The sequence below is a fragment of the Mucilaginibacter rivuli genome (genome assembly GCF_019391655.1).
In the GTDB taxonomy this organism is placed as follows: Bacteria; Bacteroidota; Bacteroidia; order Sphingobacteriales; family Sphingobacteriaceae; genus Mucilaginibacter; species Mucilaginibacter rivuli.
This window is the reverse complement of sequence record NZ_JAHXPQ010000001.1, coordinates 884,754-897,513: the sequence shown is the minus strand read 5'-3', so window position 1 is coordinate 897,513 and position 12,760 is coordinate 884,754. Positions and strand designations below refer to the sequence as shown.

Genomic DNA, 12,760 nt, shown 5'->3' with positions numbered 1-12,760 from the left:
ATAGCGGGCTTTAGTATTTTTAGCCCATAAATTAATTTGTTAAACATATCTTTAAGCTTTTTGCGTTAAAGTGGTTATATCAACGGTTTATTGAGCTTTGAAGATACTCTACCTATTCTTTTTATCGCTATTTCTATCGTGTGCAGCATTCGCGCAAGCGCCTGTTAATGATGCACCAACAAATGCGACATTGCTCCCTATCGTAAAATCGTATTGCTCTAATGATGGTGAATATACCAGTGTTAAGGCAACACCTTTTTTTACAAATGACACTAATAACGATGTTTGGTTTAAATTCACCGCAGTAGCCTTTGATATCAGTATCACAGTAACGGCAAGCGGGCCAACTCCTTTAGCTTTTCCCGATGTTACTTTATATACTTATGATGGCGTAAGTACTTATTCGGATATTAAAGGATCGCCCGCTAACGGGGGAATTGTAACCACTTATTATAAAGGAGGATTAACCATTGGACAAACTTACTACTTCAGGGTTTTTGGCGCTCACAATAGCAGTACCGGCACATTCAAACTATGTGTAAACAATTACAACCCTATTTTACAAGTAGGACAAGATTACACAACAGCATCAATACTATGCAGTAAAGAAAGCTTTACGCAAACAGGTGTTAGCGGGGCCGGTGCAAACAACAGGGAATCGGCCGGTACATGTTTGGATTATAGCGTAAACGGTGGCTCAATAGAAGCTAATACGGCCTGGTACAAATGGACGGCGGCTAATAACGGCACATTAACATTTACCATTACACCAACAGTAACCGCCCCTGTTGCTGATGATATTGATTGGGTATTATACGACCTGGGGCCAACCGGGAGTGCGGCAAATGTAACCGCAGCAAATGCTATACGTTGTGATGCAAGCCGTGGGGTTGACTGTATATCGCCAATGCCTAATTATTATAAAACAGGCCTGCGCACAGGTGAAACACAAGTATCAGAACCGGCAGGGTGCAATATCAATTTTACCGGTTTTGACGCACCTGTTGATATGATACAGGGGCACGTATATGCTTTACTTATCAACAACTTTTCAAATGGGAACAATGGTGTCACCCTTGATTTTGGTGGCACGGGCGAGTTTGTCGGCCCAACATCGGCATTCAAAGTTACTGGCGGTATACCCTGCACTTCGGGTCAGATATTTACTTTCGAGAACAAATCTGTTAACTATGCCAAACTACAATGGACATTTGGTGAAAATGCTACCCCGGCAACAGCAACAGGCAACGGGCCGTTTTTTGTAACCTACTCAACACCGGGGCAAAAAACAGCAGTATTAGAAGCAACAGGTGCCCAGGGTTGTATTATTGTTGCCGATACTACCTTTACCGTTGGGGTAACGCCACCCAAGCCTGTTATTACCAGCGTTAAAAAAGAGTATTGCCTGCGCGATACCATGATACTTAGTACGCCGGCCCAACTTAACTATACCTATTTATGGACCGGGCCCAATAATTTCACAAGTACAGCATCAACAGTTAGCATACCCTTAACAGCTTATAACCAAGCAGGGAAATACGTTTTACAGGTAACGCAATTTGGCTGCGCGAGTGATACCGCTTCCATCGCTATTGTAAGTATAGGCACCAAACCTGTGGATGATTTTACAATAACGGCCAATAATTTGTGTACACCCCAACAAAGTTTTACCATAGTAAATAACTCTACAGATTATACATCGTTGCAATGGGATTATGGCGCGGATGCCAATACACCAACTGTTATAAATGCCAATACAGTAAATGTAACTTATAGTACTTACGGTGTAAAAACGGTAACATTAACCGCCACGGGCAGCCAGGGTTGTATAACCATTTTATCTAAAACACTTACTAACCCAATGAAGCCCGCAACGCCGGTTATCAGTAAAGATAAACCCCTGTATTGCATCGGCGATTCGATAACACTCAGCATACCTGCACAAGCCGCGGGTACAACTTATGCCTGGAGCGGGCCCAATAACTTCACATCAACAAAAGTTTCTCCCAAAATATTGGCAACTACGGCAGCAGCCGGCACATATACACTGGTTGTAACACTTGGGCTTTGCTCAAGCGATGCTGCCACCATCCTGGTAAATTCAACGGATATTATTCCTGTTTCGGTAGCTTCATTTACCGCTAATGTTGCCATACCATCAACGGTTTATTTTCCTGATGGGGTAAGCTTTACCAACACATCAACAAATGCTGATAGCTATATATGGGATTTTGGCGATGGAACAACCTCAACTGATGTTAACCCGGTTCATTTTTATACAGCTAAAGGTGATTATACAGTTACCCTTACAGCAACTAACCAAAATACTTGTAATAACGCTGTATCAAAAGGAAAGATCTTGCTGAGGTATAAAGTCATCATTTTTATACCCAACACATTTACCCCCAACAATGATGGTATAAATGATGATTTCAGGATAAAGATGATCGCCATTAAAACCTTCCACATGCAGATATTTAACCGCTATGGTGTTAAACTGTATGACAGTACTGTACTTACAGACTATTGGAAAGGCACATATGGCGGTTCGCCGGTACCTGTAGGCGCATACTATTACGTGATAGACCTGGTTACGTTTAACGATGACAAGTTGAAGGAATCGGGCTCAATAACGGTACTGCGTTAGTCCGCATCTACATCAATACCTATTTGTTTAAGCAATAATGATGCATTAAAGGTTTTACACTCACCGTGTTTGATCTTATAATCAAAAAGCATTTCGCCGCCTTTAACCTGTATATCGAAATAAAAATTACGGATATAGCCCGGATATTTCTCCTCCAGCAGCGCTATTTGCAGGTCGTGCGTGGCAACAAGGCCAACACCCTGTTTTTTTATCAATTGTTCTATCACCGCTTTTGAGCCGCGGTATTTATCAACCGAGTTTGTACCACGCAACATCTCATCTATCAAAAAGAATACCTTATCATCATGCTCAACTGCATGGAGCAAAAGCTGCAGCCTGTCCAGTTCAGCTTTAAATGTCGAGGTACTTTCATTAAGCGAATCTTTGATGCGCATATAGCTGATGATGGTAATAACCGATACCTTCATTGTTGCAGCGCAAACAGGCGCTCCGGCCAATGCCAGAACAGTATTAATACCCAATGTACGCAGGAATGTACTTTTACCGGCCATATTAGAACCGGTAATAATGTCGATCTTCAAAGCATCGTTCAGCTCATAATCATTCTCTACCCGCGCATTGCTGTTGATAAGCGGGTGAGCAATAGCTTTTGCCGTTAGCGTATATCCCTTACCATCTGCAATTTCGGGGAAACACCATTCAGGGTAATTGATGCTAAGGCCCGCAAGGCTTAGTACAGCTTCAAATTCGGCAACCACATCAAAGGCATCTTCCAGTTTGGCTTCGTTATTCTTTTTCCAGTTTTCAATGGCGATAACCTGACGGATATCCCACAAAAGGAAAAGATTGAGCAATACACCAACAATAATATTGAGATGATAATTCAATTTATTGATCAGGATGGATAGTTCTTTGATTTGTTGTGATGTACTGCCATTAGTTTGGTTATTGATCTTTCCGGCAAGTTCTTTAAGGTAAACCGACTGCCATTGCTCTTTTTCGATCTTAGCAAACACATCGGCATACAAGCCAAGTACATTACCTATTTTACCTGCAACAACATCTGTTTTACGGATATATGCTGCTTTTGAAAATACAAGACCGAGGTTAACCAAGCCTATCACTACAGCCACATCCTGTAATACAGGCAGGTAAACACCAGCAATTATGCTACCTATCAATAATACAGGAGCAATCTTACAATACGTGGTCAGCCATTTTTCACCCGGAAAATCGAGTGATACTTTCAGGAAGTTAAATAATTGCTCTACCTGCTTTTTATCTTCCTTACGGGAAAACCATGTAGATGCCTGGAAATCCATTTTCCAGTTTTTTTTACCGGCCAATTCCTCAACAGCTTGTTGTCGTGATAAGATGGCTTCCTTTTGGGATGGCGAGCTCAGCCATTCGCCCAGCTTATCATTACCGGGTACAGTTGCCGCACGGTTTACCAATTGAAATAGCGATGCCTGGCCAAATATGTCAAGATCTGATGTGTAGTAATGCTTCTCTGATGCGAAACTGCCGCCATCCGGATAAATATTAGAGTGGTTGTTTATACTGCCAACTTCATTGTCATTAACCATTTTCAGGTTTTTAAAATAGGTGCGTTGGCTGTCAAACCAGCTTTGCCGTTTTACAAGCCAAACAAAAGCACCGCCGAATACTATTATAGAAACGAAGGCAGGCAAATAACTCTCCTGTTTAACAGAAAACACAATACCAAGTACCAGCAAAATAAAGATGCCCAGCCTGATGAATGAATAGGTATTAATGAGCCTGTTGTATTTGTCAGCTTCAGCTTGTGCCGCTGCAGCCCTGTTATTATAATCGTTAATGATATCCTGATACATACTATAGTTCTTACAACAAATTAAAGCGAAATTAGCCGCTTATCCTCAAATATTCGTTCTTTTGTTGTTATGAAGATCACGCTGCTCACCATTGGTAAAACCGAAGATGCTTATCTGAAAGAAGGCATCGAAAAGTACCTGAAGCGGCTTAAACATTATATTAAATTTGAGATAACTGAGCTACCCGAACTTAAAAACACCAAAGCCCTGAGCCAGGACCAGCAAAAAGCAAAAGAAGCTGAATTGCTCTTCAAAACCCTCAACAGTACCGACCATGTAGTTTTGCTTGACGAAAACGGTATTGAGTTATCATCGCAAAAATTTGCCGATATGCTCAACAAAAAGATGATCGCATCGGTACAGAACCTGGTATTCATCATAGGTGGCCCTTATGGCTTTGACGACAGCATTTACCAGCGTGCCAACGAGAAACTTTCACTTTCGCGGATGACCTTTTCGCACCAGATGGTGAGGCTGTTTTTTGCCGAACAGGTTTACCGTGCCTTTACCATTTTAAAAGGCGAACCTTATCATCATCAATAACAAATACCTATCTTTACGGCATGTCAGGTCACAATCATAGCCATGCGCACAATCATGATCATAGCCACGGCTTTGGTCACCACCACGATCATACACCTAAGATCGATCATATCAACAGCGCCTTTGTAATTGGCATTATCTTAAATTCAGCTTTCGTCATCATCGAAGTGATCACGGGCTTAATTACCGGGTCGCTCTCGCTCCTTACTGATGCAGGGCATAACCTGAGTGATGTTGCCGCGCTTGCCTTAGCATTACTGGCTTTCAAACTATCCAAAGTACGATCAAATAAGCAATACACCTACGGTTACAAAAGATCCACCATTATCGTATCGCTGCTCAATGCCTTTATTCTGATAGCCGGCATCGCCGTTATTGTATATGAAGCTATAGTACGTTTTATGCACCCGCAAAGTATAGAAGGTGCAACCATCGCATGGGTGGCTTTTGTTGGCATTGGCGTTAATGCGTTTACTGCCTGGCTGTTTACCCGTGGCGATAAGAGTAAAGATAAAGATCTCAATGTTAAAGGCGCTTACCTGCACATGGCTGTTGATGCCATTGTTTCACTGGGTGTTGTTATATCGGGTGTTATCATTTACTTTACTCATCTGTATTGGATAGACAGCGTGGTGAGCCTTATCATAGGTATCGTGATCTTATTAGGCACCTGGAATTTGCTAAAAGATAGCCTTCGATTATCACTCGATGGTGTCCCCAAAGAAATGAACCTCGAAAATATCAAAGCCGAGCTACTCAAAGCAAAGGGCGTTATGGATGTTCACCACATGCATGTTTGGGCATTAAGCACTACCGAAAATGCGCTGACCGCTCATTTGGTGATCAGCGAAGACTGCTTGCCCGAGTTTGACAAGATAAAGCACGATCTGCGCCACCGCCTTGAACACCTCGAAATTACCCACAGCACCTTTGAGCCTGAGTTCAGCACTGAAAAATGCGGACAGGCGGCATGCTAAAATAATTATATTAGATATAGAGAGAAATGAGAAAAAGGCTGAAATTATTCAGCCTTTTTCTTTTTAGGAGCTTTGGCAGCCTTTGGCTCAGCCGCAGGCGCGGTTTCTTTTGCCTTTTTAGCTGCAGGCTTTGCCGGTTCAGGCTCAGCAACAGCTGCTTCTTCAACAACAGGTGCTGCTTTAGCAGGTGCCTCGTTAAACAAAGGCAATTCTTTTAGTATGTTGAACCATGATATGATCTTTTTCATATCCGAAGCATAAACCTTTTCTTCATCATGGTCAGATGCTACTTCCCTGAAAAACTGGCGCAACTTGTTTCCGTCAGCCTTTGTATCAGGTATTGATGAAGCAGCCTTCATCTTAGCCAAAACATCGGTTAGCTTAATATCATCCTCATAACCAAATATCGTGATCTCATCCAACGCCGCTAATTTAGCGGTAGATAGGTTGGCTACAAGCTTGGTCTTCTTTTCATCGAGACTCTCCAAAATAAAGCCTGTTTTATTTTGAGCCAATGCCTTCCACAAACCCGGTTTGCCCGATACTGATACTATTCCTTGTAAATTCATTTTATGCGCGTAGCGCATAGAGCAAAGCGCAGAGCGTGACGGCTTTTAATGCCTTGCTCTATGCGCTTTGCGCCATGCTATTTAATCTTCTATAACTTCAATGCTGGTGATCTTATCGCCCTGGCGAATGCTGTCAACAATGTCAACATTCTCAATAACCTTACCAAAAACAGTGTGGTTACGGTCCAAATGAGCAGTATTGGCACGGCTGTGGCATATAAAAAACTGCGATCCACCTGTATTACGGCCTGCATGCGCCATTGATAATACACCACGGTCGTGGTATTGATTTTCGCCTGTTAACTCGCAATCAATATGATAACCCGGGCCACCGGTACCTGCGCGGTGCATCGTTTCGGGCGATTTTGAATTAGGGCAACCTGTTTGCACCATAAAATTAGGTATAACACGGTGAAAAGTTACACCATTATAAAAGCCTTCTTTAGCCAACTTTAAAAAGTTAGCAACGGCTTTAGGCGCGTCCTGCTCGTAAAATGATACGGTCATGTCGCCTTTTTCAGTTTTGATTATCGCTTTAGTCATTTCCTTTAAAATTCTGAGCGGCAAAGTTAATAAAAAAGCGGGAAGCTAAAAGTTCGGTCATGGGTCTTTTCATTTCGGATTCCGGGTGTCCGATTTCGGCTTTATTCCTGTCAAACATTATTACTGATCTCCAATATTGACTATCTAAAACAATTGAGCTGCATAATATCTGCAATACCATTCCCTTATTTTCGTTATTTTTGAGCAAATGATGTATCGCAAAATCTTTATCGTTTTCTGCTTTCTGCTTTCCGCTCTTGGCTCTAAAGCGGTATCCATACTTATTCCAATGGATGATCAGCAAAAAGATCACCTCAAATCATACGGTATCGCGTTTTGGGTGCTGGCTAAAAACGAAGAGGTTAACTGGCTGCTCAATTACCGGGGCGGCAGCTTTTTAATGAAATACAATAAAGCTTTTGAAGATGAATGTAAGATACGCGGCGTAAGCTACGAGGTTATACCCGATGCCAAGGTAAATGCCATCATAATGGAGGTGACCGACCCATCGGTAAATATGGATGTGGTAAAACTGGAAAAAGCCCCTAAAATGGCGGTGTATTCTCCCAAAAGTAAACTCCCATGGGATGATGCCGTTACCATGGTTTTAAAATATGCCGAGATACCTTATGATGTTTTATATGATGAGGAAGTAATAAAAGGCGAACTGCCCAAATACGACTGGCTGCACTTACACCATGAAGATTTTACGGGGCAATACAGTAAGTTTTACGCAGGCTTTCGATTTGCCAACTGGTATGTTGAGGATGTGCAGAACCAGGAGGTTATGGCACATAAACTTGGCTTCAAAAAGGTATCACAAATGAAACTGGCCGTAGCACAACATATCCGCGAATTTTGCGCGGGGGGCGGCTTTTTGTTTGCCATGTGCTCGGGCACGGATACTTTTGATATCGCGCTATCGGCATCCAATACAGATATTTGCGAAAGCATGTTTGATGGCGATGCCGCCGACCCTAACGCGCAGGATAAGCTCGATTTTACACAAACATTCGCCTTCCAGAATTTCACGCTGGATGCAAACCCAATGTCGCACCAGTTCAGCAATATTGATGTTAACCAGACCAGGCAGGTAGACCGTGCTCATGATTTTTTTACCTTGTTTGATTTTTCAGCAAAATGGGATGTAGTGCCCAGCATGCTCACCCAAAATCACGATAAGGTGATTAAAGGTTTTATAGGATTAACCACCGCTTTTCGCGAAAGCCTCATCAAACCCGGAGTTACCATTATGGGCGAAATGAAAACCCAGAACGAAGCCCGCTACATACATGGCGAATACGGTAAGGGCCAGTGGACATTTTATGGTGGCCACGACCCGGAGGATTACCAGCACCAGGTGAACGACCCTCCCACCGACCTGAGTCTGCATCCCAACTCGCCAGGCTACAGGCTGATATTGAATAACGTATTGTTCCCGGCAGCCAAAAAGAAAAAGCAGAAAACTTAGCCCCCCGGCCCCCTAAAGGGGGAGGAAATAGTCCTAAAGTTTTATCGCTTCAAAATAGACACATATGTATGCCATATGGGGCTACCCCTCTGCACGCAAAGTTGTCCTGCGCTGTAATTCTCCCCCTTTAGGGGGCTGGGGGGCTAATTATAAAAGAACCAATTCACTCCAAACTTTATGGTCGCATCGGGCATTGGGTAGCGGTTAACGGTATAATATCCTTCGGTAAACCAGCCCTGGTTCACATAATCGTATTGAATAAAAATATTAGTGCGTTTCAATGTTGATTTTACAAATACAGACCCTACCGGGTAAGATGAGAATTTTGCAGCGGGTCCGTTATAAAATTCGCCTAAACCTACCGCGTATGATGGTGCTGTGTATGGTGTATTGTACCTTACATTGGCGCCTATGGCACTATTTAACACGCCAAAAAACAAACGATGGTAGGATAGGCTGCTATACAAATAAAACTCCGGAGTGCGCAGCGTTTGCTGGTAATCTGTTTTTTGGTAAACACCAAAGTTTTCAAAGTGCCAGCGGCCAAATATAAAATCTTTCCCTACACTAACTTTTATCAGGTTTACAGGCGCGCTTAATTGTACCGGGTGCGCATCAATGCCGTTTGGCTGCGCCTCAAAATACAGGTAATTGTCAATAAGGAAATATTCGGCCTTAACATCAAAATGCAGCTTATCATTAATATAGCTAAACGACAAGTTTGTTGTTTTTACATTGCTAAAGCTGTTATTAAATATAAAATGGTTTGATACCCAACGCGTATATACTAATGCAGGCGTACTGTTTTGCGTATATGCGCCGAGGATGATCTTACCTATCTTATCCCCTGCCGATAAATTAAGTTTTGCTTCGTACAGGTAATCCCCAGCATCGTGCCCCAGTGTAATTTGCTGAAAATCGGCATCAAGGCCCATACGGTCGCTAAAACGGTAACCCAGCTTTGCCTTTAGCGTAATGTCAGAAAAACCGTTATCCTGCTTTTTATCCAGTTGCGGCACACCTGTTACTGCAGAGGTGTCGCGCACATATTGTGAGTAGCTGTAATGATCGTGTTTAATACCGAGGTCAAGTTTCAATTCATTTTTTACAAAGCTTACCGATTTGCTCCTCAGGTAAAAGCTGTACGATAACTCATTCTGAAAATGATACATTGCAAGCGTATCGCGCGATACGCCCTGATCAAAATAAGTATCCGCGAAAACTTGATTAGCATCCTTCTCGTCCTGCAAAAACTTATACTTGGTTATGTTGTAGAAAAAAGTGTATGCTATGCGCTGGGTAGGCAATATTTTAGATGTCGAATCTACCTTATTGCTGTCAACCCGGCCCAGGTAGTAAAATTGTTTTACGTACAGGCCGTTATCGCGCACATTACTGCGGCTGGCGTTTAACCGTACGGGCAGGTTTATACGCCCGCCTAATGCTGTAGATGCCGAAGTTGTAAAAATACCTTCATCAATTATAGCGCCGCTCTCGGGAGCCTTCAGGTTATTAAAAAACATATTCGCCAATAAATTATAACGCTTGCTTGGCGATTCGTACCACGAAAAAATCGCGGCGCCTAAATGATCGGCATGTTGCCTTGCGTAAGTGCCTACCGAGCCTATGCGGTTAAAGTTAGCGCCAATATTCCAGTTTGGTTTAATGTTTTGTGTATGTGTTATCCGAAATACCTGTTCCGCCAAACTACCAAATGAGCTTATAAAATACAAGCTGGTAACCGGCACACGCGCACGGTAATACTGTATATCCTGCGGATGCAGCAAGTAAGCATCGAGCGTATGTTGCCCGATATCAAAGCCTATTCTTCTGCTCGGTTCAAACAACAGATCGCGCTGGGCTAAGCCCAAATTGCCTATACTTATTTTGGGGCTGCGTGGCTGGTATAGCTGGCTGTAATTCTCAAAATTGGTCAGGCCTGTATCCAAAGGGAATACCTGTGTACTATCGTTTAGTAAACGTTCGTTGGTTACTTTAATAAACTTAGCCGTAAATATCACCGAGTCGCGTTTATGCTCCTCATATTTACGTAACGAATCAAGCTGCTGATCGTCAGTAAGCACCTTGCGGGTTGCTGTAGCAGTATCGCGCATGCGGTTACGTTCTGCCTGCCCGGTACCGCTTACTTGTTGCGTGCCGTATTGTGCAAAAACAGCCGGCCCGCAAAGGCACAACAGTGCTATAAAAAAGTATTTAAAACTATTAGTTATCAATTTGATTGATCAGTTCTTTTAATATCAGCGTAAGCTTTGGCTCTGCAGCGGTGGCAACAGCCAGAATTTCTTCAACAGATACCGGTTTTAGCGTATCGGGGAAACCCTCGTCTGTTAATACCGATATGGCAAAAACAGGCAGGCCCATGTGGTTGGCTACAATTACTTCGGGTACGGTACTCATGCCAACAGCATCACCACCAATAATACGTAAATACTTGTATTCGGCACGGGTTTCAAGGTTTGGCCCTGTAACCGATACATACACACCCTGGTGGCAGGTAATATTATTATCCGCCGCTATTTTTAATCCTTTTTGTATCAGTGAATGTTTGTAAGGTTCGCTCATATCCGGAAAACGCGGACCAAGATCGCTATTATTTGTTCCAACCAATGGGTTATCGGGCTGCAGGTTGATATGATCTTCAATGATCATCAGGTCGCCCTTTTTAAAGTCGGAGTTGAGGGCACCGCTGGCATTTGATACGAACAAGGTTTTAATACCCAGCATTTTCATTACCCTTACCGGGAAAGTGATCTGCTGCATGTTATATCCCTCGTAATAATGTAAGCGGCCCTGCATGGCAACTACATTTTTGCCGGCAAGTTTCCCAAATATCAGTTTACCCGAATGGAACTCCAGTGTTGATATTGGAAAATCGGGGATATTGGAATACATCATCTGTTTTTCTATCTCTATCTCGGTAACCAAACCACCCAAACCTGTTCCCAGTATAATTCCAATTTCGGGAGTAAAATCTCCTATGCGGCTTTTAATGTAAGCCGTGGTACGTTCAATATTTTCTAACATAATCTTTTACTATTTCGTCAAATTGTTGCTGCCGGTCTAAAAATTTAACAGCTATGGGCAACACCAAAATATTTAATTTTTCTACCGTTGGCAGCAATACCTGTTCACGTAAACGCTGCGCATCCTTTTCTGTTGTTATAATCAATTTTTTTTGTGCGGTGCAGGCATCAAACTCATCGGCAAGTTTAGCAATATTTTTTAAGGTAAACCGGTGATGATCGGGATAATTATGATGTATTACTGCTTTAGCACCATTTTGGAGATGCTTAAGTAATGGGACAGGGTTAGCAATACCTGTCAGTAAAAAAACTTCGGCGTCTTTTGTAATTTCATGGCCAACCGTGTTGCCTGCTATATCCTGCAAAGCAGCGTACGCTATTTTTGTAAAAAATAACTGCTGGTATTTAAGGGGGGCTATCCTTTTTTGTATCTGTTGCTGATGTTGCTCATTTAATGCTGGTGGGCATTTAGTAACCACAATAATATCAGCCCGTTTATAGCCGCTAAAGGGCTCGCGTAAATTACCGGCTGGCAATAAAAAACGAGGCTGGTATACACGGCTAAAATCAAACAGCAAAATACTTAAACCCGGCTCAAGGGCACGGTGTTGGAAAGCATCATCCAGTATAATGAGGTTGTGTTCGTGCCGCAACCGTTTTATACCATCCACGCGTTTTTCGCAAACAGCAACGGTAATATCCGGAAATTTTTGTTTGAATTGGGCAGGCTCGTCCCCTACTTCAACATCTGTAGAATCTGTTTCTGCTTCAAGGTATCCCTTGGTAATGCGCCCGTAACCACGGCTCAGGGTAGCCAGTTTACGTCCGTTTTTAAATAAATTGATAAGGTACTCCGTCATGGGGCTTTTGCCTGCGCCGCCAACATCAAGGTTACCTACCGATATGATGGGCATATCAAAGCTGCGGCTGGGGAATATGCCTTTATCATAGCACCAGTTACGTATCATAATGGCCAGGCCATATAACCACGAAAAGGGTAATAATAATAAACGCAGGTATTTTATCATATCAGGCTGCAAAGATACAAAACCCCGCATGCAATAGCTATAAATAGTAATGGCCGGACACTCCCATATCCGACCATACTACGCCAGGCACTCCCATACCCGGCTAACCTACTACTGAAAACAA

The 12,760-nt window shown here is 42.8% G+C and carries 11 protein-coding genes; 4 read left to right on the top strand and 7 right to left on the bottom strand.

Annotated elements, in window-relative coordinates:
• Positions 1-97 precede the first annotated feature (97 nt).
• On the top strand, positions 98-2,647 hold the full coding sequence (locus KXQ82_RS04005) for a PKD domain-containing protein (protein ID WP_219486843.1): 2,550 nt from the start codon (positions 98-100) through the stop codon (positions 2,645-2,647).
• Here KXQ82_RS04005 and KXQ82_RS04000 read toward each other — a convergent pair.
• Positions 2,644-4,461: a MutS-related protein gene (locus KXQ82_RS04000; protein ID WP_219486842.1), complete on the bottom strand. Its 1,818-nt coding sequence runs from the start codon at positions 4,459-4,461 to the stop codon at positions 2,644-2,646. The genes KXQ82_RS04005 and KXQ82_RS04000 overlap by 4 nt on opposite strands.
• A gap of 69 nt (positions 4,462-4,530) precedes the next feature.
• Here KXQ82_RS04000 and rlmH point away from each other — a divergent pair, with 69 nt between their 5' ends.
• A complete protein-coding gene (gene rlmH / locus KXQ82_RS03995) occupies positions 4,531-5,004 on the top strand; it encodes a 23S rRNA (pseudouridine(1915)-N(3))-methyltransferase RlmH (protein WP_219486841.1) in 474 nt (157 codons plus the stop codon).
• A 20-nt stretch (positions 5,005-5,024) separates the two neighbouring features.
• Complete coding sequence (locus tag KXQ82_RS03990) at positions 5,025-5,981, top strand: cation diffusion facilitator family transporter (protein ID WP_219486840.1); 957 nt, start codon at positions 5,025-5,027, stop codon at positions 5,979-5,981.
• Between the two features lie 44 nt (positions 5,982-6,025).
• Here the strand turns inward: KXQ82_RS03990 and KXQ82_RS03985 are convergent, their stop codons facing one another.
• The 3 genes from KXQ82_RS03985 to KXQ82_RS03975 all read right to left on the bottom strand — a co-directional run bounded on the left by KXQ82_RS03985 (position 6,026) and on the right by KXQ82_RS03975 (position 7,397).
• A complete protein-coding gene (locus KXQ82_RS03985; protein WP_219486839.1) occupies positions 6,026-6,550 on the bottom strand; it encodes a DUF5606 family protein in 525 nt (174 codons plus the stop codon).
• Positions 6,551-6,631: 81 nt separating this feature from the next.
• A complete protein-coding gene (locus tag KXQ82_RS03980; protein WP_219486838.1) occupies positions 6,632-7,093 on the bottom strand; it encodes a peptidylprolyl isomerase in 462 nt (153 codons plus the stop codon).
• Complete coding sequence (locus KXQ82_RS03975) at positions 7,086-7,397, bottom strand: hypothetical protein (RefSeq protein WP_219486837.1); 312 nt, start codon at positions 7,395-7,397, stop codon at positions 7,086-7,088. The genes KXQ82_RS03980 and KXQ82_RS03975 overlap by 8 nt, the downstream gene beginning before the upstream one ends.
• Here KXQ82_RS03975 and KXQ82_RS03970 point away from each other — a divergent pair.
• A complete protein-coding gene (locus KXQ82_RS03970; RefSeq protein WP_219486836.1) occupies positions 7,383-8,564 on the top strand; it encodes an asparagine synthetase B in 1,182 nt (393 codons plus the stop codon). The genes KXQ82_RS03975 and KXQ82_RS03970 overlap by 15 nt on opposite strands.
• Before the next feature lie 143 nt (positions 8,565-8,707).
• On the opposite strand, the gene KXQ82_RS03965 is transcribed toward KXQ82_RS03970, so the two are convergent.
• From KXQ82_RS03965 to lpxK, 3 genes are read right to left on the bottom strand one after another with little or no spacing between them, the layout of a single operon-like run.
• Positions 8,708-10,798 carry a putative porin gene (locus tag KXQ82_RS03965; RefSeq protein WP_255563402.1) on the bottom strand — a complete coding sequence of 697 codons (2,091 nt, stop codon included), beginning with the start codon at positions 10,796-10,798 and terminating at the stop codon, positions 8,708-8,710.
• Positions 10,788-11,609, bottom strand: a complete 822-nt coding sequence (locus KXQ82_RS03960; protein WP_219486835.1) for a purine-nucleoside phosphorylase — start codon at positions 11,607-11,609, stop codon at positions 10,788-10,790. Before KXQ82_RS03960 ends, KXQ82_RS03965 begins: the two co-directional genes overlap by 11 nt.
• Positions 11,593-12,636, bottom strand: coding sequence for a tetraacyldisaccharide 4'-kinase (gene lpxK, locus KXQ82_RS03955; protein ID WP_219486834.1), 1,044 nt, complete (start codon positions 12,634-12,636; stop codon positions 11,593-11,595). The genes KXQ82_RS03960 and lpxK overlap by 17 nt, the downstream gene beginning before the upstream one ends.
• Positions 12,637-12,760 lie beyond the last annotated feature (124 nt).